Here is a 25,750-nt window from a genome sequence, read left to right as displayed (position 1 = left end):
CGATGGACCGCGCAAAGCTCTACCGGCGTTTTCGCACGCTCCTGATTGCCAACCGCGGCGAAATCGCCTGCCGCGTCATCCGCTCCGCGCGCGCCATGGGGCTGCGGGCGGTTGCCGTCTATTCGGAGGCCGACCGCGATGCGATGCATGTCGCGATGGCCGACGAGGCCGTGCTGCTCGGGCCGGCGCGGGCGCGCGACAGCTATCTCAACATCGCGCGCGTGATCGAGGCTGCGCAAAAGACCGGCGCGGAGGCGATCCATCCCGGCTACGGCTTCCTGTCTGAAAATGCCGAGTTTGCAGACGCGTGCCGGAAGGCTGGGCTGGTGTTCGTCGGTCCCACGGCCGAAATGATGACCGCGATGGGCTCGAAGTCCGGCTCGAAGGCGCTCATGGAAAAGGCCGGGGTGCCCTTGGTGCCCGGCTATCATGGCGAGGCCCAGGATGAGGCGACGCTTGCCAACGCCGCCAACGAGATCGGCTTCCCCGTGCTGGTCAAAGCCTCGGCCGGCGGCGGCGGGCGCGGCATGCGCGTGGTGAATTCGGCCACAGAGCTTTCGGCAGCAATCGTCAGCGCCAAGCGCGAGGCCAAGGCCGCGTTCGGCGACGACCGCATGCTGATCGAGAAGTATGTGCAGAATCCCCGGCATATCGAGGTGCAGATCATCGGCGACAGCCACGGCAATCTGCTCTCGCTGTGGGAGCGCGAGTGCACGCTGCAGCGGCGGCACCAGAAGGTGATCGAGGAGGCGCCGTCGCCGACGCTCGACGCTATCGAGCGTGAGAAGGTCTGCGAGGCCGCGCGCAAGGCGGCGGCTGCCGTGAACTATGTCGGCGCCGGCACGATCGAATTCGTCTCCGATGGCAAGGAAGTGTTCTTCATCGAAATGAACACCCGCCTGCAGGTCGAGCATCCCGTCACCGAACTGATCACCGGGGTAGATCTCGTGGAATGGCAGTTGCGGGTGGCGTTCGGCGAGAAGCTGCCGCTCAAGCAGGACGAGATCAGGCTGAACGGCCATGCGATCGAGGCGCGGGTCTATGCGGAAAATCCGCAGAAGAACTTTATGCCCTCGGTCGGCCGGATCAGGACCTGGAATACGCCTGATAGGGTCGACGGCTTGCGGATCGACGCCGGCTATCGCGCCGGCGATGCCGTGTCGCCTTACTATGACGCCATGCTGGCCAAGGTGATCGCCTGGGCGCCGACGCGCGAGGCCGCCATCGAGCGGCTCAACCGCGGGCTGGAGGAGACCGACGTCCGCGGCATCGTTACCAACATCCCGTTCCTGTCGGCGCTGATTACGCATCCGAATGTGCGGGCCAACACCATCGACACCGGCTTCATCGAGCGCGAGCTGAACAAGCTGACGGAAACCTCGCCGACGCCGGGTGATCTTGAACTCTGCGCCGCGGTCGCTGCGATCGTCAACGACGAGCAGAAGGCCGCACGCAGGCAAGCGCAATCGCCGTGGCAGACTTTTGGCTGGATGCCGGTCGGACAGCGGCAACGGGTGTTCTCGTTCCGCCAGGGGCAGGGGCCCGAGCACAAGGTGACACTGCGCTATGGCCATGGGCCGTCGATGATTTCGATCGGCAAGCACCACTTTGCATGTGCGATCTCGCCGGCGGATGGCGACACGTTCGACCTCACGCTCGACGGCGTGAAGACGCGGATCACCGCCGTGATCGAGGGCCATGAGCTCTACTTGCGCACCCGGAACGGCCGCTTCGATCTGCACTGGGTCGATCCATTCGGCGGCGAGACCGAAGAGCAGGTCGGCGAGGACAAGATCGTGGCCCCCCTGCCGGGAACGGTGGTGGCGCTGTTGGCCGAGGAAGGCGCCAGACTGGAGAAGGGCGCGGCGATCCTCACGCTGGAAGTCATGAAGATGGAGCAGACCTTGCGCGCGCCTTTTGCCGGCACCTTGAAGAAGATCAGGTGCAAGGTCGGCGATATCGTCGGCGAGGGCGTCGAACTCGCCGAAGTCGAACCGGCGGCATCATGAGCGATCGCGTCCACATCGTCGAAGTCGGCCCGCGCGACGGGCTGCAGAACGAAAAGACGCCGATTAGCGTCGCTGACCGGATCACGTTCGTCGAGGCGCTGATCGGCGCCGGCCTGAAGGCAGTCGAGGTCGGCGCGTTCGTCTCGCCCAAGGCGATCCCTCAGATGGTGGGATCGGCCGAGGTGCTGCAAGGCGTAAGCCATCATCGTGATTGCGACCTCCCGGTGCTGGTGCCAAACGAGAAGGGTTATGAGGCCTCGCAAGCCGCCGGCGCGAAACTGATCGCCGTGTTTGCCGCCGCGTCGGAAAGTTTTTCGCGCGCCAATATCAACTGCTCGATTGCGGAGTCGATCGAGCGCTTCAAGCCAGTGCTGGCCCGCGCCAAGGCCGATGGCGTCAGGGTGCGCGGCTATATCTCGACCGTGCTCGGCTGCCCGTATGAGGGCGAGATCAGGCCGCAGGCGGTGGTCGATGTGGCAAGAGTGCTGTGGGATCTCGGCTGCTACGAAATCTCGCTCGGCGACACCATCGGCGTCGGCACGCCCTTGAAGGCGCGGCAGCTACTCCGCGCCGTCGCCGGCCACGTGCCGATGGCCAATCTCGCGATGCATTTCCACGACACCTATGGCCAGGCCCTCGCCAATCTCTATGCCGGAATGGAGGAAGGCTGCCGCGTGATCGATTCCGCGGCCGGCGGTCTCGGTGGCTGCCCCTACGCCCCCGGCGCGACCGGCAATGTCGCGACGGAGGATGTCGTGTACATGCTCGAAGGCATGGGCGTTGCGACCGGCATCGATATGACAAAGCTGGTCGCCGCGACCAATGTCGTGAGCTCCCTGATCGGCCGTCCCCCGGTCAGCCGCGTCGCGGCGGCGTTAAATGCGAAGACGCGGGCGGCGAAGTAGGCCGCTTACGCGGCCTTCAGCCCGACATTCGGCAGCACCGGCCGGTTCTTCAGCGCCTTCGCCATCATGGCTTCGACTTCCGCCTTCTCGTGGGGCAGCAAAGCGAGGCGCGGCGGGCGGGTGAGCGCGGTGCCGCGGCCCATGATGTGCTCGCACAGCTTGATGCATTGGACGAGATCCGGACGAGCATCGAGATGCAGCAGCGGCATGAACCATTCGTAGAGCGGCATCGCCTCGGCATAGCGCCCCGCCTTGGCCAGGCGAAACAGCGTCTCGCCCTCGCGCGGAAAGGCGTTCGACATGCCCGATACCCAGCCGACCGCGCCCATCGCGACACTCTCGACAATGACATCGTCGAGGCCGGCAAACAGGACAAAACGGTCGCCGACCATGTTGCGCGTGTCGATGAAGCGCCGGGTGTCGCCGGACGAATCCTTGAAGCAGACGACGGTTTCGACGTCGGCGAGCGAAGCCAGGATGTCAGGCGTGACGTCGTTCTTGTAGATCGGCGGGTTGTTGTAGAGCATGACCGGCAGGTCGGTCGCGCTGGCGACGGCGCGGAAATGCGCGGCGGTCTCATGCGGCTTGGAGGAATAGACCAGCGCCGGCATCACCATCACACCATCGATGCCAACCCGCGCGGCTTCCTTGGCAGTCTCGATGGCGAACGCCGTGGTGAACTCGGCAATGCCGCACAGCACCGGCACGCGCCCCGCGGCGACGGATTTGGCCGCTTCCATGATCGCGACCTTTTCCTTGCGTTCCAGCGAGGTGTTCTCGCCGACGGAGCCGCAGACGATCAATCCGGAAACGCCGTCGCGGATCAGGCCATCCATGACCTTGGCCGTTGCATCGATGTTGAGCGACAGATCGTCGTTGAATTGCGTGGTGACGGCCGGGAAGACGCCTTCCCAGGAAATGCGTGGGCTCATTATTGGCTCCAATTGGATATGCCGGCGGATGCCTTGGCTCCGCCGGGCGCTGGTTTTCAAACGATGGGTGGGGCTAGAGCGTCGCGCCGACCTTGCGCAGCTCGGCGAGGACGGGCGCCTTGGGCAGCCAGACCTTGTCGAACTCGGCAATGACGGCCTCGGTGTCCTTGGCGTCGACCTGCCGGATCGGGATCGGCGCGTTCTTGAAATTCTCGATCAGCTTGGGCTCGTTGCCGGCCAGCTCGTCGATCTGGGTGTCGAGCACCGACTTGACCGTCTTGGCGATCAGCTCGCGGTCGGCGGCCGGCAGCGACTGCCAGACCCGGCCGGAGACGACCGCGGCCATCGGCATGAAGACCGCGTTCATCTGCAGGATGACTTTTGAGACCTTGTCGAAGCGCTGGTTCCAGGAGAATTCCAGATCCGCTTCCAGCCCGTCGACCTGGCCGTTCGCCATCGCGTCGAACACCTGCGGGGTCGGGATCGGCGTCGGCGCTGCGCCGAGCGAGGAATAGAAATCGCGATAGACCGGCGTCGGGTTGATGCGCAGCTTCATGCCCTTGATATCGGCAAGACCGTTCAAGTCCTTCGCCGAGAATACCGCGCGCATGCCGGTGATGCCCCAGCCGAGGCCGATCGTTCCGGTTTCCTGCGGCAGCACCTCGAACAGCTTGATCGCCGCGGGATGGCGGACAAATTTGGCGACCGACGGCGTCGAGCGCACGATGTAGGGCGCGTTGATCGCCGCGATGTGCGGCACGCGCGAGCCGAGCTCGGCGGCCTGAATGAAGCCCATGTCGAGCGCGCCCGACTGCAGCTGCTGCATCATGGCCGGCTCGTTGCCGAGCTGGCCGGAGTGAAACACGGTCATGGTCAGGCGGCCGTTGGTCGCGGCCTTCAGATCGTCGCCGAGTTTGAGCGCCGCCTTGTTCCAGGAATGGCCGTTGGGGGTGATGAGGCCGAGCCGGAACTCCTTGGCCTGCGCCAGCGCGAGCGACGGCGCGAACAGCGGCACGGCCGCGCTGGCGGCAAGGAAGCGGCGACGTGAAAGCGACATGACTGGGCTCCTTGAGGGTTTGGACCTACTTGATGAGGACGAGGGAGAGGGATGGGTAAAGCGAGAGCAGCACCAGCAGGATGCAGGAGATGCCGAACAGCGGCAGCGTCACCATGAACATCTTGCCGGGCTTGGCGCCGGTCACGGCGGCGGCCACGAAGAAGCAAAGGCCGACAGGAGGCGACAGCAGCCCGAGCACAAGATTGATCACCACGACGACGCCGAATTGACGCGGATCGATGTGATAGATGTCGGTTGCGACCGGCAGCAGGATCGGCACCGTCATGATCAGGCCGGGAATGCCGTCGATGACCGTGCCGATGACCAGGAGGATCACGTTGCACAGGAGCATGAAGCTGACGGGATCCTTGGCGACGGACTGGATCCAGCGCGCCGTCTCCTGCGGCACCTTGCCGAAGATCAAGACCCAGGAGAACACGGCGGCCGCGGCGACCAGGAACAGCACGATGGCCGAGTAGATGCCCGAGCGCAGCATCATCTGCGGCAATTGGGAAAACTCGAATTCCTTGGTCCAGTATTTTCCAACCAGGGCCGCGGCGACCGCGCCGACGGCCGCGGACTCGGTCGCGTTGGCGAACCCGCCCAAAATGCTGCCGACGATCACGATCGGGATCAGCAGCGTCGGCGATGTCCGCAGGATCGTCGCCAGCCGCTGCCGCGGGGTCTGATAATCGGCCCTGGGATAGTTGTAGACGTATCCCATCAACGCGATGACAATGCAGAACATCACCGTCAGGATCACGCCCGGCACGATGCCAGCGATCAGCATGTCGCTGACGGACACCTGCGCCAGCACGCTGTAGACCACGAACATCACCGAGGGCGGAATGATCGGCCCGAGCATACCGCCATAGGCGGTCAGGCCCGCCGCAAAGGTCTTGTCATAGCCCTTCTTTTCCATCTCCGGGACCATGATCTGCGCCATGATCGCGACCTGCGCGGTTGCAGACCCCAGGATGGAGGAGATGAACATGTTGGCGAGGATGTTGACGTAGGCGAGCCCGCCCTTCAGCGAGCCGACAAACGCCATCGCCATGTCGACGATGCGCCGGGTGATGCCGCCGCCATTCATGATCTCGCCGATCAGGATGAACAGCGGGATGGCGATCAGGCCGTAGCTGTCGACGCCGCCGAACAGCTGCAGCGGATAGGACTGGAACAGCACCGGATTTCCCGATGCGATGATGTAGACGAAGCCGGCGAGGCAGAGGCAAAGGCCGATCGGCACGCCGACCAGCATGATCGCGATGAAGGCAGCGGACGTGATCACTAATTGACCCCGTCGAGTTCGGAGAGCTGAAAGCCTTTTAGCGGTGTGCGCGGCACCAGCCCGAGATCCTCCAGCAGGTTCGCAAGACCATGGATGGTCATCGATACCGCGAAGATCGGCAGCGTCAGGTAGAGCACCCAGGTCGGCCAGTTCAGCGTCTGCGTGCGCTCGGTGTAGAGAAAGTTGAAGGTCTCTGCGGCGAGCTTGCGCGCGTCGAAGCCGGCGCGGGCGAGTCCGATCGGGTCCATCCAGAGGAAGCAGGTGATGATCAGGGCCACGCCGAACACCACGACCATACCGGTCGAGGTGACCTTCGCGATCTTTTGATTCCGTGGGGAAAGGCGCTCCGTCATCATCGTGACGGCAAAATCGAGCCGTAGCCTCGTCATGGCGGACGCGCCGATGAAGGTCAGCCAGACCACGCAATAGACGGCCGATTCATCGATCCAGTAGATCGGGAAGTGGGAGTAGCGGGTGACGACGTTTACAAGGATCAGGCCCGTCAGCAGATACATCAGCCCCATCAAGGCGATACGCTCGAAGGCGAGCAGCAGGCTGGAAGCCCTGACAATCAGCTGCCGGACGCTGAACGCCGGCGCATCCGTCATCGTCTGCTCGATCATGAAGAGCCCCGCCGCCCCTTGAAATTCAACGTGCTATTTCAAAATGTATAATTTATACAATCTTGTCAAATGGAGATTCTGGGGCGCCGACAGCTTTTGCTGGGTTGGGGCCACATCGACATGCGAAATTGATGCCGCCTCGATCCCGAAAGGCCGGCAATGACGATGGAAGATCAAATGAAGGGCGCTCTGAAGCATCGCACGCTGTCGGCTGCGATCGTCGACCAGCTCCGGCAGGCCATTCTCGACGGCACCTATCCGGCCGGCACCCAGCTTCGGCAGGATGCGCTCGGCGATACCTATGGCGTCAGCCGCATCCCGGTGCGCGAGGCGCTGTTTCAGCTCGAGGCGGAAGGGCTGGTGCGCATCGTCCCGCAAAAGGGTGCGATCGTTTCCGAACTGTCGCTGGACGAAATCAACGACGTGTTCGATCTCCGCCGGATCATGGAGCCGCGACTGCTGGCGCAATCGGCGCCGCATTTTGCAGAGAAGGACTTTGCGGGGCTCGATGACATCCAGGCGCGCTTCGAGAAGGCGATCAAGGCACGCAACGTCAGTGAATGGGGGCAGCTCAATGCCGACTTCCACATGGCGCTGTATGTGCACGCGCGGCGGCCGCGCACCAAGGCGATCGTGGTAGCGCTATTGCAGACCAGCGACCGCTACACGCGCCTGCAGCTTTCCAACACCAAGGCGATGGGAACGGCCGAGCAGGAGCACGCCCATCTAATCGCGCTATGCCGGGCCAAAGAGATCGACGAGGCCTGCCGGTTTCTGGAGCAGCATATCGAGGCGGTCAGAGCCGATCTGTTGCAGGTGGTGGGCGGAGGGATGATCGCGGCGCGGGCTTGAGGCGAATAGCGAATGGAGAGTAGCGAATAGAATCGTCCATTCGCCATTCGCTACTCACCATTCGCCGGTTTCACCTTCCTCCGTCCGGGCCCATCACGAGATCCGGCAGCCAGGTCGAAATGCCCGGGAAGAAGCAGAGCAGCAGCACCGCCAGCATCATCAGCAGCACGAACGGCAGCGTCCCCCAGATCACCTCGCTCAGGGGAATGTCGGGCGCGACGTTGCGGATGACGAAGATATTCAGCCCGACCGGCGGGTGGATCAGGCCCATCTCCATCACGATGGTCATGACCACGCCGAACCAGATGATGTCGAAATTGGCAGCGCGCAGCGGCGGCAGGATGATCGGCGCGGTCATCAGGATGATCGACACCGGCGGCAGGAAGAAGCCGAGCACCACCACCATCACAAGGATCGCGGTCAACAGCTCCCAGCGCGGCAGGTGCATGGCGACGATGGATTCCGCCGCCGATTGCGAGATGTGCAGATAGCTCATCACATAGGAATAGAGCAGCGACATGCCGATGATCATCATCAGCATGGTGGATTCGCGGATGGTGGATTTCAGGATCGGCGATAGATCGCTCGGCCGCCACACGCTGTAGATCACAGCGATCAGCATCAGCGCCAGCAGGCCACCGAGGCCTGCGGTCTCCGACGGCGTCGCATAGCCGCCATAGAGCGCGATCATGACGCCGGTGAGCAGCAGCACGAACGGGATTACCCGCGGCAGCATGGTGAAGCGCTCGGCCATCGTGAACTCGTCGCGCTGCAGGATCGCGGACTCCGTTCCGGTCTTCTCATAGAGCGCGTGGGCCGCCGCATATTCCTTGCGGAAGCGCAGCACCGCGTAGACGCCGAACAGCGTCACCAGCAGCAGTCCCGGGCCGATGCCGGCAAGAAACAGTCGCCCGAGTGACTTCTCCGCGGCGACGGCGAACAGGATCATGGTGATCGAGGGCGGCAGCAGGATGCCGAGCGTGCCGCCGGCGGCGATGATCCCGGCGGCAAAGCCGCCGGAATAGCCGCGCTTGCGCATCTCGGGAATGCCGGCCGAACCGATCGCCGAGCAGGTCGCGGGCGAGGAGCCCGCCATGGCCGCGAACAGCGCGCAGGCGAACACGTTGGCGACGCCGAGACCGCCGGGCACGCGATGCAGCCAGGCATGCAGCGCCGAATAGAGATCCTGGCCGGCGCGGGATTTGCCGATCGCCGCGCCCTTGAGGATAAACAGCGGGATCGACAACAGAGTGATCGAGGCCATCTCCTCGTAGACGTTCTGCGTCACGGTATCGAGGGAGGCGGTCGGCATGTAGATCGCCATGAAGACGACGGCGACGGCGCCCAAAGCAAAAGCAATCGGCATTCCGGAAAACATCGCAAACAGGGTGGCTACGCCGTAACTGATACCAATTCCAAGAACACTCATAGAAGAACGCTCATCGCCGTGAAGCACCAACAAAGGGAACAATGATCTGCAACAGAATCTGCACGCAGAGCAGCGTCATGCCCGCGGCCATCAGCACATACGGGATCGCCAGCGGCGGCGACCACATCGAGTTCGACACCTGGCCGTCGACATAGGCCTCGTGGGCCAGCGTCCAGGATTTCCAGGCGAAGAAGGCGCAGAACAGCAGGCTCGCGACATCGACCAGCCACAGCCGGATGCGGTTGGCGAGCGGCGACATCAGTCCGACAAAGGCCTCGATGCCGATATGGCCACGCTCACCCTGCACATAGGCCGCGGTCATGAAGGTGGCGCCGACGAGCAGAAATACCGCCGCCTCGTCCTGCCAGTAGTTGGCGCTGTGAAAGAGCGCGCGCCCGAGCACGCTGTAACTGAGGATCACGCAGGCCGCGATTAGCGCCAGCGCGGCAAAGACCACGATGACGCTGTTGCACAGCGCCAGCGCCTGCCCGAGCGCCGCCACGAGCGGATTGCCCGTAGCGACCTCGGAATGGTCTTGCTGATCCGGAAGCGGACCATGCATCATGCGGCAACGTCGCTGGCAAGCTTGAGCAGATTGGCCGACGTCGCCGTCTTGGCGCTGTAGTCCTTCCACGCGGTATCGCGGGCAATGTCGCGCCACTTGCCGACGGTCGCCACGTCGAGCTTGCTGACCTTGGCGCCGGCCTTCTCATAGACCTTGGCGACCTCGATGTCGTCGTCCTGCGCGCCCTTGCGGCCGAACGCTTCGAGCTCGCTGCCGACCGCAAGGATGATGTCCTGCTGGTTCTTCGGCAGCTTGTCAAAGATTGCCTTCGACATCATCAACGGCTCCAGCATGAACCAGTAGGAGGCGCCGGCGCCCGAGGTCAGGCACTTCGCAACCTCTTCGAGGCGGAACGAGATCAGGCTGGTGGAGGAGGTGATGCCGGCGTCGCAGGCGCCGGTCTGCATCGCAGCATAGATTTCGTTCGACGGCACCGACAGCACCGCGGCGCCCGCGGTCTGCAGCACCATGTCCATTTCCTTCGAGCCGCCGCGGACCTTCAGTCCCTTGGCATCTTCGGGCGCGACGATCGGCTTGGAGCGGCTGGCGACGCCGCCGGCCTGCCAGACCCAGGTGAGAAGGATGATGCCCTTGTCGGCGAGGAAGTCGGTCAGCGCCTTGCCGACCGGCTCCTTCTTCCAGCGCAAGCCCTGATCGTAGGTGGCGACCAGGCCCGGCATCAGGCCGATATTGGTCTCCGGCAGCTCGCCGCCGGCATAGGGCATCGGATACAGGCTGATATCGAGTGCGCCTTTGCGCATCGCCGAGAACTGCGCGTTGGTCTTGATCAGCGAGGAGTTCGGATAGACTTCGGCGGCGAGCTCGCCGCCGGAGCGCTTGGCGACTTCGGCCGCAAACATGCGGCAGAGCCGGTCGCGGAAGTCGCCCTTGTCGATCGTGCCGCCCGGGAACTGGTGCGAGATCTTCAGCGTGGTGGCGGCGTGAGCCGTTCCGGTACCGAAACGAAGGATGGCCGGTGCGGCCATCGCGGATGCGATGAGATGACGGCGTGTCAGCATGGTTCTTCCCCTGCAAAATCGGTTCTTGGGTCGGCGATCGTGACCAGCTTGAGCCCATCATAGCCGGTCTTCGACCAAGGTGGCTCTAGTCTGATAGTTCCACTCGGTGTGATAGGTCGAGGCGGTGCACGACGGCAAGCCCTGATCGTAGCCCCCGACCAAAGCTCCGTACGGTTGCGCCGCTCGCCCCGGGAACAGCCGTTCGCAGAAGACTCCGTCAATAATGCGTCGAACCTCGGGCGCTTGCGGCGCGAAGGCGCCATGAATTTGTCCGTTTCAACTAACCGTGACCGGAGAAGAACTTTGGGAGGCGGGCAGTAACAAACCCGCTCGCAGCCTCGTCCTTGGGAAAGCGGCAGACGTCGCATCTCTGAGAACTCAACCCCAAAGGACGCCCCCATGACCACCATGACCCGCATTAGCCTCGGCCTGTCTGCCGCGCTCGTTTCGATCGGCCTTGCGTTCGCGCCCGCCGCCTTCGCTCAGGACAAAATGGGCAAGGACGACGGCATGAAGAAGGAGACCATGTCCAAGGATGCGATGAAGAAGGACGACGGCATGATGAAGAAGGACGGCATGAAGCACGACAGCATGATGAAAGACGGCATGAAAAAAGATGACGGTATGAAGAAGAACTGAGCTTGGTGTCACTCCGGGATGGTCCGAAGGACCAGACCTCAGATGCGCAATTGCGCATCGGGGAATCCCGAAATTCCGGGTCTGGTGCTAACGCACCTCCCGGGATGACCGAGTCTAGGTAGGCGTGCCAGCATTGACCGCGCCTCTCAGCCTACCTCTTCTTGCCCTTGCTCTTGCGGGCGGCGTAGCGGGCGTCGCGCTTGGCCTTCTGCTCGGCTTCCAGCGCGGCCAGCCGGGCAGCCTCTTCTTCCTTTTCGCGCGCAATCCTGGCGGCTTCGGCCGCTGCGGCCTCGGCCTCGCGGCGCTTTTGCTCCGCCTTTTCGGCTTCCTTGGCCTCTTTCGCCTTCGCGCGCGCGGCTGCGATGGCTTCGCGCTCGGCCTGGCGGCGCTTCACCTCGGGATCGTCAGGTCCCGGCTGGGCGCGAAACTTGTTCAGAATGTTCTGCCGCGCCTGCATCGCGGCCTTCTGACGGTCCGCGAAACCCGGTTCCTTGAATCCACTCATATCGAACAGGCCTTGTCGCTTTCACTCTTGGGGTTGGGCGCGCCACGGGCGCGGGATGCGCCTAGGTAAGTGAAGCCGGGACAAAACGCCAGCCTCGAAAGTGGGCCGGCAGAGCAGGGGAGGCTTGCGTGAAAAGCAAATGGCCCGAACTGATCCTGATCAGAGGATTACGTCAGACGGGCTGGTCTACGGCCACGGCGACCGCAGTCCCCCGGGCTAGAAGCTTTCGCGCCGCCCGCCGGGGCCGAGAACGCGTGCCACGGTCATTGCCGTCATCGCGACTCGATCCGCCATCCGCTGCGCCTCCAGCCTCTCGCGGGCATTTTCCTTGATGATGATCTCGATCAGCTCGAGCCGCTTGGTCTCGTTGACCGCTTCCGCCAACAATTGCCTGTAGCGCTGATAGTCGTAGATCGCTTCTTGGTTGCCTGTTTCTTGCTTGCCCATCGCACGCCCCGCACACGCGCTTGCCCTGATTCGTCAATCTCGATCAACGGTTGCATGCGCGCAACGGATTTGCGCGAGTTATACAAGTTTCCGCGCTTCGCCCGGCCTCGCGCACAAGCCCGTGTAGTGTGAAGCCGTTCACAGGGAGCGCGGAGGGCGGCTCCTATCTTCCTGCCAGTCGAAACAGGAGCGACCCGCCATGCCCCCTAATTGGTGGACCCGCAACAGTCTCATTCTCGCCGCTGCCGTGATCGTGCTGGCCTGCACTTTCGGACTTGCCGCATTCGGCCTGTCCGCGCCGGAGCCGGCCGCAAGCGCGGCACTTGGTCCGGACTGGCAGTGCAGCCGATTGATATTCGTCTTCACGAGCTGCAGCCGGATCAAGCACAGCCAGTCCGCAGCCGTCCGGCTTGCCAAAAGCCCGGCGTGCGGACGGCTGCGGACGTAATAGGATCGGCTCCGGAAAACGGAGCTGGCCAGAATTCGAGTTTCCAAATGCGAGGATTGTCCTGTGTCATGGTGGCTGCGTCGGCAGCGGCTCTCGTGTTCCTGCTGACGCGTGTCGCGCTGGCGCAGGGGGCACCGGGCAGCGAGCCCGCCGCAGCGGCGACGCCATCCACCACCGCGCCGGAAGCTTCCGCTCCTGAAAAGGGGAAGGTGGCGCCAAAGAAAAAGAAGCCGGCCAGGATGACTCGGCCGCAGGAGATCAACCGTTCGATCGAACGCGGAACGGTGCCCGCGCGCTACCGGAACTCAATGCCGAAAGAATATCAGCACTACATTCCCTTCGATAAGCGCTAGAACACAGCAATCGGCGCGCGCAATCGCGGCGGAACGCGACGCGCGTTACGCCTGATGACGGCGTTTTGCCTGTCAATGTCAATCAATTTGTCACACAGCACGCGCGTACGTTGTCTTACCCGTACTCGTACGGATTGGCTGTGCGAGCGAGGCGCATCTATAACGGCGGCGCTTGCAGCGGGGGCAGGGCGTTCGTTCATCACAACGGGCGCTACCACTGGAGGCCACGAGGCCCGGACTCCTAGGCACTCCGGGCCTCGTCTACTTTCCATCGCAGCGGCGCGCGGCTTCGCCGCTCGCTGCGCTTCATCGGCACATCGCATCGTAACAATAATGTGGCAGCGCATGGATTGCACGCGGCCGCCGCTCATAGCGAGCCGAGAAATTGCCAGATGATCAGCAGTAGCACGATCACGAGCATCGCATAGATGACCTTCCGGCCGATCCGCTTCATTGTCCCATTTCCTCTGGCCTTCGGCTGAACGCGATCCTGGCCTTTGCCGGCCTCAACGCCACCATCGGTGGCAGCCCATAACCGGCGGTTGAGCCGGGTTCCAAATTCACCTTAAGTGCGCCTTTTGCTCCCATGGCCCGATTTCGGTGCTAAGGGGTTCTCCATGTGGAACGGTAGGAAAAAAGCGGCAATCGGATTGAGCGCGCTGCTCGCCTTCATCCTGCTTGAGCTGATGGCGGTCGTCGGCGGCATTGCTGTATTCCTGGGCGTCGTTCTGGACGTGGATTTGCCGTTTTTCGCGTTCTCCGAGGATTAAAGCCGTTCGGCAACTGCTATCGAAGTGCCGGTGCCCGACAGCCAAGCTTCAGTTCATGACACGGGAACGCGCCAAGGGCGCCGGTCCATATCCGAGGTAATACGGCTGATTTTTGCGTGTTTTCGTTCCCTTCAGGTTCCAGTGATTGTCCGCGAATTCAGGATCCAGATAAAATCGTTATGATTCAACGACTTTTTAAAGCCTCCTTAAATCATAAATGAGTTCCTGTCAGGGCCGCACCGCCGCGCGGCCCGAATAGCCGGGCGCCGACCCTTCACCTACCCCAGGGAGACGAGCGCTCGGCTATTATGGGCGAACCGGCTTGGACCAGCCGCCGCGGATCGCTTCCGCCCACCCCGGTCCCAATAGCCATCGCAAAAACAGATCCGGCGCGACAGCGTTAGCCTCGCCGATTGATTGGGTTATCGGCCCGCCAGCAGTGGCTCAGGCCGACACGCAGGATGTTGTCGGCGATGTGCGAATTGTAATTGCTGTTAGCAGGCCGCTGCGACCCGTGGACCGGCGTAACGAATGCGCCCGAGACAGTGCCAAGTTGACATAGCGATATTCGAGCTTGCCTGGCCGTGTTGCCGCTGACGACGTCCTCGATGCCGACGCAACAGGAACGGAAGGTTGATGCCGGTCACTCATATGCGGCGCGGCATCGTTCTCGAAATCGGTAACGACGAAGGTGATGCCGAATGCCTCGGTGCGATGTGCGCCGAACCGTGGTGTGAGCGTGATGCTGCTGCGGCGGCATTGCGTTAGTCGAACTCCAGCAACGATTCTCCCAAGCGTATGCGCGGTGAAGCCGGTGGTCGCGGTTGCGATTAGGGAACCGTCAACGAAGAGGCGATTAGTCTACGCTCGTCGCAGGCCTTCGCGTTCGATCAACCAATAGTTGTGTGAGCAAGAGAGGAAATTTGATGCACGCTCAAGTCGATTCCGTTATGGTTGCGTTGTTGGACAAACGGCAACTGCAGCGGAACTTTTTGGCCCGAAAGAGGTTCTGAATCGGCCTTATTCTGCTCATGTTTGATGCCAACGATAACCACTTCGAATCATGATTGGGGACGATCGTGAACCGTAATGACTTCAAATCAATGTCCACGGATGAGTTGTGGGCACTCCACCAAGAAGTAGCCGCGAGGCTTGCTATTAGCCTGCTCGCAGAGAAACGTCTGCTCGAAGATCGCCTGAAGCAGCTCAAGGGCGGCATCGAAGCGGAGCGTGCGAAATCACCGACCGGGCGGCGTCCGTATCCGACGGTCGTTCCGAAATTCCGCAATCCCGATCGGCCGTCGGAAACCTGGGCAGGGCGAGGCAAGACGCCGCGTTGGCTCGCTGCCAAGTTGAAGTCAGGCAAGCGGATCGATGACTTCCGAATCAGGGAAGTGGCGTAGGCGCGCAGGCTTTCGATGCGGCTGCGCTGCAGCCTCCGCGAGTTGATGACCTGAGCGCTGCGTCGTCGGAGTTCTGCGGTCCGCCAACATTCTTCGTGACGCCGATCCGTTCAGATGCTGGCGTCACGGTCTCCCTTCAGCTTGCTCCCCTTGTCGGCTTGCTCTCCGTTGGCTGGCCGCGGCGCAAGCTCTGACGCTCGGTATCGAGCGCTTCCTCGATATTCGCCGCGAGCGCTCTGACGATTCCCATCTACGCGAACAGCATCGGTCCACGATCTTCGGCGGCGTCGATCAGCATCTGGATGGCAAGCCGCCATTCCCGACTCTCGCGTTCCGGCGCGGGAAGGCTCCTGATGTAGTCGGCGGCGTGGCGCAGGGTTGCGCGGGCGGTCCCTTCGGGAGCGCGACAGGCTGAGCAAACGGACGATCCCCGGACATGGGCGAACTCCCGTCACCGATTTCGAACTAGCTGTGCGATTCGCCCCGGCGTCGGGTTGCGTACCGTGGAACCGGCAGGCGAGTCGACGCGGAATCCCACCGTTGGTTCCATTCCGCCGCGGCCGTTTCACGCACCCACGGCGCCCGGGAAGTTCCCAGGATTGCGTGCTACCGATCGATCAGTTTTGAAACGCCACGCCGACGAAATCGCCGTGCCGCCAGATCAGGCGGCACTCGCGCACGGTATGAAATTTGTCGAAGCTCAGTTCGAAATTCAGCGGCAACAGGTTAAGGCTCTGCAGCTCGATTCCAGCCCCGGAATTCGTGATGTCCTGAACGCGGCAGGTGAAAACGCCGCGCTGTTTATCGAAGAACAGCAGCGCGTCTTTCGAAATCGTCGTCCTCGTAATGGATCGGCGTTCGGTTTCCATCTCCTATACCAATATTCCGGCCTGTCGCGGCAAGAGACAGGCTATCCAATTGCGCCCGCGTAGCAACGACGTTCGGTCTTTTTCGTAAACAATCAATTTTAATGATCTCGGAAAGCTGTGCGTTCCGAGAACCTGATTGTCACCAAGACCGACAGTTGCGGCTTAAACACAGCTCCTCTGGTTCCGTGCGCGGAACCCACAATCGGGCTTGATGGATCGAGCGAAGCAGTGACCTCTCTATGACATAGAGGGGAATCGGATGAATTTACGTTGGCTGTGTGTGCTGGCGCTGTGTGTGGGGACACCAAGCGCCGGATTTGCGGGTGAGTCCTCTGGCGTCTTGCGACGGATCTCATGCCCCGTCGTGCGCTATTATGTAGCGAAATACAGTGCGTCTGCCGCCGAGCATTGGGCCCGGTCCAAAGGCGCGAGCGATGCCGAGATCGAGGCCGCCCGGCGCTGCCTGGCGTCGGACGGGACGCGGACGGCGAAGGCGCCGCAGCGCCCACTCGCGCTCGGCACCTACGGCTGGTGAGCGGCGACGCTGCCTGATTCAATACCTGTCGTACGATCGTTGGCGCGGGCGCCTGGACTTCGGCCCGCCATAATAGGGATTGACGACGCACTGCGCTGGGCGTCCCGATGCCGACATCTGACATTGCGCCATCGTCCGATAGGCGCACTCGAAATAATAGTCTGCGATGCCGCCCTGGTAGATCTGCAGGCAAACCGGGTAGGCCGGATCGTAGGTCTGGGCGCGCGCCGGGGCCGCAAGGGTGATCGTGGCAGCCGTCAAGGCAATTGCCGCGGCAACGGCATAGGGCAGCTTCATCCTGATGTCTCCAATTCTTTCCGCTTATCGGTCCGGGGCGGAAACAGCGATACTAGCAGCTTGTTCCAGCAAGTGCCCGGCTTGATCTCCGGCCTTCAGACTTCCCAGTCCTCAAAGCCATATTCCCGATAGATCACGGCGCGGTCGGCATGGGGGTTCAGCCGGCACTTGGCCTGGGCAAGGTGCAGGTTGATCGTCCCGGGCTGACAATTGGCCGCCAGCAGTTTCCGGATGTCATCCATCTGCTGCCGCGATTGCTGGGTCGGCTCAAGCGCCTCGAGCGCGACGAGCGCGGTCGCCAGCGCTTCCGTGACGACCCATTCGTCGTGGCCGGTAATTCCCTTTCTTGGCATGACGACCGCATCCTTTTTCAGGGCAACGGAAGCAATTCCCGGCCGGCATCATAGGCCCAGAATCCCAACCCTGACGAGAATGAAGTCGAAATTGCGGACGGGGCGGAGCCGCACTGGCGGTCCCGGCAGGATTCCAGGTGGCAACCAACTTCCATCTCCAAGGGCATTCGATAACCGATCGGAGAGCAGGGGACCGATTAATGGGCTGCTTTTGACTCGAGTTTGCATGCCCCAACATCCCGGCAATTTGATCAGTCGTTAAACTGCTACGCCTTGGGTCGGAGCTCGCCCGCGCGCACATGGTACGTGTGAGCTTAGCAGCGGAGCTGAACGATGCGTTCTTTCTTGGCCCTAGGCCTTTTGCTTGCCCTCGGTACTCCTGCCAACGCCGCAAAGGTCCGACACGCCAAACCGCGCGTTGACCGTTTCCGCCCGGCTCAACCTGTTGCCGTCCCCAAGAGCATCACAGTCCCCGGCTGGACTGCCGAACAGACGCAAAACTGGCTGAACAGTTACGGTTACGGAACGGACTGACGCGTCGGGTCATCACACCAGGAACAGGCGGAAACTGCAGCAAACCCTGATTTGGCCGGTACTTTTGGTGGCGATCCCGGCAGGATTCGAACCTGCAACCCGCGGAGTAGAAATCCGCTACTCTATCCAGTTGAGCTACGGGACCGTCCGGGCGTTTGCCGGCTGGCAATCGCCCTGTTGTTCGCGCTGGCATTCAGCTTGGCCTTGTCTAGCATTGCCAATATGAAAAATCCGCTTTCCCGCCAAGACGGTCGAACCGATTTCCTCAAGCTTGCGACAAAGCCAGACGGTGGGCCATAGCCTTTGCGCCTGCCTCTGACACATGCCTGCCTGCCGGCACTTCGCCGGTCGGGGCGGGCGGGACCTTTCGGACTGCCAAAGCCATGCATGCGACCTTTTCGCAAGCCGATAATGCCGCCATCAGTCCGTCACGTTTTCGCGCCTTTTTTGATCGTTACGCGGCTGATGTCCGCGGCAAGGAGCCCATCATGATCGGTTTGGTTCGCGCCATAGTGATTTGCGCCACGCTGGCGCTCGGCCTGACGGCGGCAGGGGCCGCCGACAAGGCGTTCAAGCGCGACGAGCTGGCCGATTCGGCCGTCAAGCTGGAGGCCCAGATCAAGAGCGAAGCGGGGCCGGTCGCGAAATCCTCCGCGACGCTGCGCACTGACGCCGATGCCGCGTTCAAGCGCTCCGATTTCCGCGTCGGCCTACAGGTGCTGGGGCAGATCGCCGCCACGACGCCGGAAGACAGCGCAAATTGGCTAAAACTCGCCAAGACCATCTTCCAGATCCGCGCCGCCAGCTCGAGCGAGCAGACCTTCCTGTACGAGCGCGCCGCGACCGCCGCCTACATCGCCTATCAGCGCGCCGGCAACCAGGCCGAGGAGGCCGATGCCTTGGCGGTGCTCGGCCGGGCGATGTCCGAGCGCAAGCTGTGGCGCCCGGCGCTGGATGCGCTCCGTATGTCGCTGGACATGCGCGAGGTCGCCGAGGTCCGCGGCCAGTATGAGAAGATGCGGGACCAGCACGGCTTCCGCCTGCTCGATTATACCGTCGATTCCGACAGCGCCTCGCCGCGCGCCTGCTTCCAGTTCTCCGAAGACCTCGCCAAGCGGGTCGATTTCTCGCCCTTCGTGGCGCAGGCCGGCACCGACAAGCCGGCGCTTACCAGCGAGGGCAAGCAGCTCTGCGTCGACGGGCTGAAGCATGGCGAGCGCTACAACATCAATCTGCGCGCCGGCCTGCCGTCCACGGTGAAGGAGACGTTGCCGAAATCGGCCGAATTCATCATCTATGTCCGCGACCGCAAGCCGTTCGTGCGATTTACCGGCCGCGCCTATGTGCTGCCGCGCACGGGACAGCGCGGCATTCCGCTGGTCAGCGTCAATACGCCCGCGGTGAACGTCAATGTGTTCCGGATCGGCGACCGCAATCTGATCAACACGGTGGTCGACAGCGACTTCCAGAAGACGCTCTCCAGCTACCAGCTCTCCGACCTCGGCAATGAACGCGGCGTCAAGGTCTGGTCCGGCGAGCTCGCCACCGCTTCGACATTGAACCAGGACATCGTGACGGCGTTCCCCGTGGACCAGGCGCTCGGCGATCTGCAGCCCGGCGTCTATGTGATGACGGCAGCGGCCAAGGGCCCCGGCAGCGGCGACGATGACGGCACACTGGCGACGCAATGGTTCATCGTCTCCGACATGGGCCTGACGGCGTTCTCCGGCAATGACGGCATTCATGTCTTCGTCAATTCGCTGGCGTCGACGGAAGCCCTGTCGAAAGCCGAGGTGCGGCTGGTCGCGCGCAACAATGAGATCCTGGCCACCCGCAAGACCGACGATGCCGGCCATGTGCTGTTCGAGGCAGGTTTGGCGCGCGGCGAGGGCGGACTGTCGCCGGCGCTGCTGACAGTGATGAGCGAAAAGGCCGACTACGCCTTCCTCAGCCTGAAGACCAACGCCTTTGACCTGACCGACCGCGGCGTCGCCGGGCGCGTGGTGCCTCCCGGCGCCGACGCCTTCGTCTATGCCGAGCGCGGCGTCTACCGCTCGAACGAGACGGTCTACCTGACCGCGCTGCTGCGCGACGGACAGGGCAATGCCATGGCCGGCGGGCCGCTGACGCTGGTGATCGAGCGGCCGGACGGCGTCGAATTCCGCCGCGCCGTGTTGCCGGACCAGGGCGCCGGCGGCCGGTCGATGGCCGTGCCGCTCAATTCGGCGGTCCCGACCGGGACCTGGCGGGTGCGCGCCTTCACCGATCCCAAGGGCTCGTCGGTCGGCGAGACCACCTTCATGGTTGAGGACTACTTCCCTGAACGGATCGAGTTCGACATTTCGGCCAAGGAGAAGATGATCAGGGCCGAGGGATCGGTCGAGCTGAAGGTCGCCGGCAAGTTCCTCTATGGCGCGCCGGCCTCCGGCCTGCAGCTCGAAGGCGACATGCTGGTTGCCCCCGCGGCTTCCGGTCGCCCGGGCTATCCCGGCTACCAGTTCGGCGTGGCGGACGAGGAGACTTCCTCCAACGAGCGCACGCCGATCGAGAACCTGCCGGAAGCCGACACCAATGGCGTGGCGGCATTCCCGGTCTCGCTCGCCAAGGCGCCAACCTCCACCCGCCCGCAGGAAGCCCAGATCTTCATCCGCATGGTGGAGACCGGCGGCCGCGCGGTCGAGCGCAAGCTGGTGCTGCCTGTGGCGCCGACAGCGGCGCTGATCGGCATCAAGCCGCTGTTCGGCGACAAGAGCGTCGCCGAGGGCGACAAGGCCGAGTTCGACGTCGTGTTCGTCAGCCCGGAGGGCAAGCAACTGGCGCGCGACGGCCTGCGTTATGAGCTGCTGAAGATGGAGTCGCGCTACCAATGGTATCGCCAGAACTCGTCCTGGGAGTATGAGCCGGTCAAGTCGACCAAGCGCGTCGCCGATGGCGACCTGACGCTCGCTGCCGACAAGGCGGCGCGGGTGTCGGTCGCGCCCGAGCCCGGTCGCTATCGCCTCGACGTCAAATCGAATGATGCGGACGGCCCGGTCACGTCAGTGCAGTTCGACGTCGGCTGGTATTCCGACGGCAGCGCCGACACGCCCGACCTCCTGGAGACCTCGGTCGACAAGCCGGAATATGCTTCGGGCGACACCATGGTGGTGTCGGTCAATGCCCGCACCGCCGGCAAGCTGACCGTGAACGTGCTTGGCGACCACCTGCTGACGACGCAGACCGTCGACGTCAAGGAAGGCACCCAGCAGGTCAAGCTCACTGTCGGCAAGGACTGGGGCACCGGCGCCTATGTGCTGGCGACGCTGCGGCGGCCGCTGGATGCGGCGGCACTCCGGATGCCCGGCCGCGCGATCGGCTTAAAGTGGTTTGGCATCGACAAGAAGACCCGCACGCTTGCCGTCGCGTTGTCGCCGCCGCCCCTGGTGCGGCCCGGCACGGCCCTGAAGATTCCCGTCAAGCTCGGCGGATTGAACCCGGGTGAAGACGCCAAGATCGTCATCGCCGCGGTCGATGTCGGCATTCTCAACCTGACCAACTACAAGCCGCCGGCGCCCGATGATTACTATCTCGGCCAGCGCCGCCTGACGGCCGAGATCCGCGATCTCTACGGCCAGTTGATCGACGGCATGCAGGGCACCCGGGGCCAGATCCGCACCGGCGGCGACTCTGCCGGCGCCGAGCTGCAGGGCTCGCCGCCGACGCAAAAGCCGCTCGCGCTCTATTCCGGCATCGTTACGGTCGGCGCCGACGGCACTGCCGAGGTCAGCTTTGACATTCCGGAGTTCGCCGGCACCGCGCGGGTGATGGCGGTGGCGTGGACGGCGAGCAAGCTCGGCCGCGCCACCATCGACGTCACCGTGCGCGATCCCGTAGTGCTGACTGCAACCCTGCCGCGCCTCCTGCTCAATGGCGACAAGGGCACGATGAGCTTTGACCTCGACAATGTCGAGGGCGCGCCCGGCGACTACAGCATCAGTGTGAAGACCTCGGGCCCGGTAAAGGTGACGGGCAGCCCGACCACCACTATGAAGCTGGCGGCGAAGCAGCGGACCTCGATGTCCCTGGCGCTCGATGCCGGCGGCGCCGGCACCGCCAATCTCGACGTCGACATCAAGGGGCCGAACGGGCTGACCTTGGCGCGTCACTATGCGCTCGACGTCAAGGCGGCGACGCAGGTGCTGGCGCGGCGCTCGATCCGCACACTGGCCAAGGGCGAGAGCCTGACGCTGAGCCCGGACATGTTCTCCGATCTCGTCTCGGGCACCGGCAGCGTGTCGCTGTCGGTCAGCCTCTCCACCGCGCTCGATGCGGCGACCATTTTGAAGGCGCTGGATCGCTATCCGCACGGCTGCTCGGAACAGATCACCAGCCGCGCGATGCCGCTGCTCTACGTCAACGACCTCGCGGCCGGCGCGCATCTGGCGATGGACACCGCCGTCGACCAGCGCATCAAGGACGCGATCGAGCGCCTATTGGCGCGGCAGGGCTCGAACGGTTCGTTCGGCCTGTGGTCGGCTGGCGGCGACGACGCCTGGCTTGATGCCTACGTCACCGACTTCCTGACCCGCGCCCGCGAAAAGGGCTTTGCGGTGCCGGACGTGCTGTTCAAGAACGCACTCGATCGCATCAGGAACTCGGTGGTCAACGCCAATGAGCCGGAAAAGGACGGCGGCCGCGATCTGGCCTATGGCCTCTACGTGCTCGCCCGCAACGGCGCGGCGCCGATCGGCGACCTCCGCTATCTCGCCGACACCAAGCTGAACAATCTCGCGACGCCGATCGCCAAGTCGCAGCTCGCGGCGGCGCTGGCGCTGGTCGGCGACCGGACGCGGGCGGAGCGGGTCTATACGGCGGCGGTGGAAGCGCTGGCGCCAAAACCCGTGTTCGAGTTCGGCCGTGTCGATTACGGCTCGCAGCTGCGCGACGCGGCGGCGCTGGTCTCGCTCGCCAGCGAAGGCAACGCGCCGCGGGCGACGCTGACGCAGGCCGTCGCACGGGTCGAAGCGGCGCGTGGGCTTTCGCCCTACACCTCGACGCAGGAGAATGCGTGGATGGTGCTGGCCGCGCGGGCACTGTCGAAGGAGACGCTGACGCTCGATATCGACGGATCGCCGGCAAAAACCGCGGTCTATCGCAGCTACAAGGCCGAGGCGCTGGCCGGCAAGCCGGTCAAGATCACCAACACCGGCGATGCGCCGCTGCAGGCGGTGGTCTCGGTCTCGGGCTCGCCTGTTACCCCCGAGCCGGCGGCGTCCAACGGCTTCAAGATCGAGCGCAATTACTTCACGCTCGACGGCAAGCCGGCCGACGTCACCAAGGCTAAGCAGAACGATCGCTTCGCTGTCGTGTTGAAGATCACTGAGGCCAAGCCGGAATACGGGCACATCATGGTGGCCGACTATCTGCCGGCCGGCCTCGAGATCGACAACCCGCGCCTGGTGTCGTCGGGTGACTCGGGTACGCTCGACTGGATCGAGGACGGCGAGGAGCCGGAGCATACCGAGTTCCGCGACGACCGCTTCACAGCGGCGATCGACCGCGCCAGCGACGACCAGTCGGTGTTCACGGTGGCCTACATCGTGCGTGCCGTCTCACCCGGCAAATACGTGCTGCCGCAGGCCTATGTCGAGGACATGTACAACCCCTCGCGCTATGGCCGTACCGGCACCGGCTCGGTCGAGGTGCGTCCGGCGAAATGAGCGAAGAGGGCAACCATACTTCTTCGTCTTGCAAAGACGCGGGTGCCCGGGCCAAACCCGGGCATGACGGTGGCATTGGACGTGGCCGGTTTTTCCGGATCGCGGTGACTCTCGCCTTCATCCTCATCGTCGTGACCACCGCCTTCGCCGGCTGGGTCTTCTCGCTCGGCCCGTTGCCGCTGGAGCAGGCGCGCAAGGTCTCGACGACGATCGTCGACCGCAACGGCAAGCTGTTGCGCGCCTATGCGATGGCCGATGGACGCTGGCGGCTGCCGGTCGATGCGAAGACCGCGGTCGATCCCACCTATCTCAAGCTGCTGCTGACGTACGAAGACCGCCGCTTCCGGTCGCATGGCGGCGTCGATCTGCTGGCGCTCGGGCGCGCGGCGCTGCAATTCGCTGCCAGCGGCCACATCGTTTCCGGCGGCTCGACCATCACGATGCAACTGGCGCGGCTGCTGGAGCCGCGGCGCGAGCGTTCGGTCTATGCAAAGCTCCGCCAGATGGTCCGTGCGGTTCAGCTCGAGCAGCAGCTCAGCAAGGACGAAGTTCTCGATCTCTATCTGACTCTGGCACCGTTCGGCGGCAACCTCGAAGGCATCCGCGCCGCCTCGATCGCCTATTTCGGCAAGGAGCCGAAGCGGCTGTCGCTTGCGGAAGCGGCGCTGCTGGTCGCGCTGCCGCAATCGCCGGAACGCCGCCGGCTCGACCGCCATCCGGAAGCCGCCCACGGCGCGCGCGACCGCGTGCTGGCGCGGATGGTCGAGGATGGCGTGGTGTCGAAAGAAGACGCGGCGCAGGCCACTGCGGCCGCCGTACCGCGGCTGCGCAAGCCGATGCCGATCCTGGCGCCGCATTCCTCCGATGCCGCGATGGCGACGATGAAAGACACACCGCTCATCAAGCTAACGCTGGATTCGAGCTTGCAGAAGACGCTGGAGGCGCTGGCGCGCGACCGCGCCCTGGCGCAGGGGCCGGATATTTCGGTCGCGATCATCGCGGTCGACAACGAAAGCGGCGATGTGCTGGCCCGCGTCGGCTCGGCGGACTATTTCGACGAACGCCGCGCCGGGCAGGTCGACATGACGCGCGCGGTACGCTCGCCGGGGTCGACGCTGAAGCCATTCATCTATGGCCTCGCCTTCGAGGACGGCTTTGTCCATCCGGAAAGCCTGATCGACGACCGGCCCATTCGTTTCGGCTCCTATGCGCCGGAAAATTTCGACATGACGTTCCAGGGCACCGTGCCGGTGCGCAAGGCGCTCCAACTGTCGCTCAATGTGCCGGCGATCGCGCTGCTCGACCGCGTCGGCTCAAGCCGGCTGTCGTCGCGCCTGAAGCAGGCCGGCGGCAGCCTTGTCCTGCCGAAAGATGAGGCGCCGGGCCTTGCGATGGGCCTCGGCGGCGTCGGCGTCACGTTGCAGGACCTGACGCAGCTATATGCCGGGCTGGCGCGGCTGGGCGCGGCGAAGCCGCTGCGCGAGATCATGCTCGCCAGCGACGATCGCGAGCCGCTGCGGCTGATGGATCAGGCCGCGGCTTGGCAGGTCGGCAATGTGCTGCTCGGTACGCCGCCGCCGGAAAACGGCGTGCACAACAAGATCGCCTTCAAGACCGGCACCAGCTACGGCTACCGCGACGCATGGTCGGTCGGCTTCGATGGCCGCATCACCATCGGGGTGTGGGTCGGTCGTCCCGACGGCGCACCGGTGCCGGGCCTCGTCGGCCGCACCGCCGCCGCGCCCATCCTGTTCGATGCCTTTGCGCGAACCGGAAAAATCCCGGCGGCGCTGCCGAAGGCGCCGAAGGGCGCGCTCATTGCCAGCAACGCCAAGCTGCCGCTGCCGCTCAAGCGCTTCCGCCCGGCCGGAGAACTGATCCGCACCGGCAGCGATCAGATGCCGCGCATTCAGTTTCCACTGAACGGCTCACGGATCGACGTCGATCGTTCCGTGAACGGGCAGGGCGCGCCGATGCCGGTCAAGGTGGCCGGCGGCGTACTGCCGCTGACCATCATGATGAACGGCACCTCGGTCGGCGAGATCGATAGCCGCCGCCAGCGCCTGGTCGATCCGCCCGGACCCGGGTTTGCCCGGCTGACGGTAATCGACGCAACGGGGGCCGCCGACACCGTGGTGATCCGGGTACAGTAGGGAAAAAGCGACTGGGGACAGTCGGATAGGGCGAAATTGTGGTGTTGTTTGCAGTGCGGTTTC

At 63.8% G+C, this 25,750-nt stretch carries 23 protein-coding genes and 1 tRNA gene; 11 read left to right on the top strand and 13 right to left on the bottom strand.

The window, feature by feature from the left end:
- The first annotated feature begins 2 nt into the window (after window positions 1-2).
- On the top strand, window positions 3-2,009 hold the full coding sequence (locus RX331_RS19815) for an acetyl/propionyl/methylcrotonyl-CoA carboxylase subunit alpha (RefSeq protein WP_317251600.1): 2,007 nt from the start codon (window positions 3-5) through the stop codon (window positions 2,007-2,009).
- A complete protein-coding gene (locus tag RX331_RS19810; RefSeq protein ID WP_317251599.1) occupies window positions 2,006-2,914 on the top strand; it encodes a hydroxymethylglutaryl-CoA lyase in 909 nt (302 codons plus the stop codon). Before RX331_RS19815 ends, RX331_RS19810 begins: the two co-directional genes overlap by 4 nt.
- Before the next feature lie 5 nt (window positions 2,915-2,919).
- Here RX331_RS19810 and RX331_RS19805 read toward each other — a convergent pair whose 3' ends face one another.
- The 4 genes from RX331_RS19805 to RX331_RS19790 form a co-directional block, all read right to left on the bottom strand.
- On the bottom strand, window positions 2,920-3,846 hold the full coding sequence (locus RX331_RS19805; protein ID WP_317251598.1) for a dihydrodipicolinate synthase family protein: 927 nt from the start codon (window positions 3,844-3,846) through the stop codon (window positions 2,920-2,922).
- A gap of 73 nt (window positions 3,847-3,919) precedes the next feature.
- The gene (locus RX331_RS19800; RefSeq protein ID WP_317251597.1) at window positions 3,920-4,903 is read right to left on the bottom strand and encodes a TRAP transporter substrate-binding protein; all 984 of its coding nucleotides are present in this window, start codon (window positions 4,901-4,903) and stop codon (window positions 3,920-3,922) included.
- A gap of 25 nt (window positions 4,904-4,928) precedes the next feature.
- Window positions 4,929-6,194, bottom strand: coding sequence for a TRAP transporter large permease (locus tag RX331_RS19795; protein WP_317251596.1), 1,266 nt, complete (start codon window positions 6,192-6,194; stop codon window positions 4,929-4,931).
- Window positions 6,194-6,817, bottom strand: a complete 624-nt coding sequence (locus tag RX331_RS19790; protein ID WP_317251595.1) for a TRAP transporter small permease — start codon at window positions 6,815-6,817, stop codon at window positions 6,194-6,196. Before RX331_RS19790 ends, RX331_RS19795 begins: the two co-directional genes overlap by 1 nt.
- A 177-nt stretch (window positions 6,818-6,994) precedes the next feature.
- On the opposite strand from RX331_RS19790, the gene RX331_RS19785 reads away from it, so the two are divergent.
- Window positions 6,995-7,669 (top strand): GntR family transcriptional regulator, encoded by a 675-nt coding sequence (locus tag RX331_RS19785; RefSeq protein ID WP_317251594.1) that lies wholly within the window; start codon window positions 6,995-6,997, stop codon window positions 7,667-7,669.
- Window positions 7,670-7,739: 70 nt separating this feature from the next.
- On the opposite strand, the gene RX331_RS19780 is transcribed toward RX331_RS19785, so the two are convergent.
- The 3 genes from RX331_RS19780 to dctP are packed head-to-tail and all read right to left on the bottom strand — an operon-like array spanning window position 7,740 to window position 10,682.
- A complete protein-coding gene (locus tag RX331_RS19780) occupies window positions 7,740-9,098 on the bottom strand; it encodes a TRAP transporter large permease (protein WP_317251593.1) in 1,359 nt (452 codons plus the stop codon).
- 10 nt (window positions 9,099-9,108) lie between these two features.
- Window positions 9,109-9,663 (bottom strand): TRAP transporter small permease, encoded by a 555-nt coding sequence (locus RX331_RS19775; RefSeq protein WP_317251592.1) that lies wholly within the window; start codon window positions 9,661-9,663, stop codon window positions 9,109-9,111.
- Window positions 9,660-10,682, bottom strand: coding sequence for a TRAP transporter substrate-binding protein DctP (gene dctP, locus RX331_RS19770; protein WP_317251591.1), 1,023 nt, complete (start codon window positions 10,680-10,682; stop codon window positions 9,660-9,662). Before dctP ends, RX331_RS19775 begins: the two co-directional genes overlap by 4 nt.
- A 399-nt stretch (window positions 10,683-11,081) precedes the next feature.
- Between dctP and RX331_RS19765 the strand changes: the two genes are divergently transcribed.
- Window positions 11,082-11,321 carry a pentapeptide MXKDX repeat protein gene (locus RX331_RS19765; protein ID WP_317251590.1) on the top strand — a complete coding sequence of 80 codons (240 nt, stop codon included), beginning with the start codon at window positions 11,082-11,084 and terminating at the stop codon, window positions 11,319-11,321.
- Window positions 11,322-11,472: 151 nt separating this feature from the next.
- Here RX331_RS19765 and RX331_RS19760 read toward each other — a convergent pair whose 3' ends face one another.
- Window positions 11,473-11,826, bottom strand: coding sequence for a DUF6481 family protein (locus RX331_RS19760; protein ID WP_317251589.1), 354 nt, complete (start codon window positions 11,824-11,826; stop codon window positions 11,473-11,475).
- A 216-nt stretch (window positions 11,827-12,042) separates the two neighbouring features.
- Window positions 12,043-12,273, bottom strand: coding sequence for a hypothetical protein (locus tag RX331_RS19755; protein WP_317251588.1), 231 nt, complete (start codon window positions 12,271-12,273; stop codon window positions 12,043-12,045).
- Window positions 12,274-12,472: 199 nt separating this feature from the next.
- On the opposite strand from RX331_RS19755, the gene RX331_RS19750 reads away from it, so the two are divergent.
- The 4 genes from RX331_RS19750 to RX331_RS19735 all read left to right on the top strand — a co-directional run bounded on the left by RX331_RS19750 (window position 12,473) and on the right by RX331_RS19735 (window position 15,247).
- On the top strand, window positions 12,473-12,721 hold the full coding sequence (locus tag RX331_RS19750) for a hypothetical protein (protein WP_317251587.1): 249 nt from the start codon (window positions 12,473-12,475) through the stop codon (window positions 12,719-12,721).
- Between the two features lie 95 nt (window positions 12,722-12,816).
- Window positions 12,817-13,074 (top strand): hypothetical protein, encoded by a 258-nt coding sequence (locus tag RX331_RS19745; RefSeq protein WP_317251586.1) that lies wholly within the window; start codon window positions 12,817-12,819, stop codon window positions 13,072-13,074.
- Between the two features lie 1,403 nt (window positions 13,075-14,477).
- The gene (locus tag RX331_RS19740) at window positions 14,478-14,612 is read left to right on the top strand and encodes a hypothetical protein (protein WP_317251585.1); all 135 of its coding nucleotides are present in this window, start codon (window positions 14,478-14,480) and stop codon (window positions 14,610-14,612) included.
- A gap of 311 nt (window positions 14,613-14,923) precedes the next feature.
- Entirely contained in the window at window positions 14,924-15,247 is a 324-nt protein-coding gene (locus tag RX331_RS19735; protein ID WP_317251584.1) for an H-NS histone family protein, read from the top strand.
- 617 nt (window positions 15,248-15,864) lie between these two features.
- Here the strand turns inward: RX331_RS19735 and RX331_RS38845 are convergent.
- Window positions 15,865-16,116 carry a PilZ domain-containing protein gene (locus RX331_RS38845; RefSeq protein ID WP_410707880.1) on the bottom strand — a complete coding sequence of 84 codons (252 nt, stop codon included), beginning with the start codon at window positions 16,114-16,116 and terminating at the stop codon, window positions 15,865-15,867.
- A gap of 259 nt (window positions 16,117-16,375) precedes the next feature.
- Here RX331_RS38845 and RX331_RS19725 point away from each other — a divergent pair, with 259 nt between their 5' ends.
- Window positions 16,376-16,651 (top strand): hypothetical protein, encoded by a 276-nt coding sequence (locus tag RX331_RS19725; protein WP_317251582.1) that lies wholly within the window; start codon window positions 16,376-16,378, stop codon window positions 16,649-16,651.
- A gap of 18 nt (window positions 16,652-16,669) precedes the next feature.
- On the opposite strand, the gene RX331_RS19720 is transcribed toward RX331_RS19725, so the two are convergent.
- The 3 genes from RX331_RS19720 to RX331_RS19710 form a co-directional block, all read right to left on the bottom strand.
- Window positions 16,670-16,948: a DUF3551 domain-containing protein gene (locus RX331_RS19720; RefSeq protein ID WP_317251581.1), complete on the bottom strand. Its 279-nt coding sequence runs from the start codon at window positions 16,946-16,948 to the stop codon at window positions 16,670-16,672.
- Window positions 16,949-17,043: 95 nt separating this feature from the next.
- A complete protein-coding gene (locus RX331_RS19715; protein WP_283027786.1) occupies window positions 17,044-17,301 on the bottom strand; it encodes a hypothetical protein in 258 nt (85 codons plus the stop codon).
- Window positions 17,302-17,903: 602 nt separating this feature from the next.
- Window positions 17,904-17,980, bottom strand: a tRNA-Arg gene (locus RX331_RS19710).
- A gap of 343 nt (window positions 17,981-18,323) precedes the next feature.
- Here RX331_RS19710 and RX331_RS19705 point away from each other — a divergent pair.
- Window positions 18,324-23,534, top strand: a complete 5,211-nt coding sequence (locus RX331_RS19705) for an alpha-2-macroglobulin (RefSeq protein ID WP_317251580.1) — start codon at window positions 18,324-18,326, stop codon at window positions 23,532-23,534.
- Window positions 23,531-25,687, top strand: a complete 2,157-nt coding sequence (gene pbpC, locus RX331_RS19700) for a penicillin-binding protein 1C (protein WP_317251579.1) — start codon at window positions 23,531-23,533, stop codon at window positions 25,685-25,687. Before RX331_RS19705 ends, pbpC begins: the two co-directional genes overlap by 4 nt.
- Window positions 25,688-25,750 lie beyond the last annotated feature (63 nt).

Source organism: Bradyrhizobium sp. BWA-3-5 (genome assembly GCF_032917985.1).
Taxonomy (GTDB): Bacteria; Pseudomonadota; Alphaproteobacteria; order Rhizobiales; family Xanthobacteraceae; genus Bradyrhizobium.
Note: the sequence above shows the minus strand (reverse complement) of the source record. Positions and strands in the feature narration are given on the sequence as shown.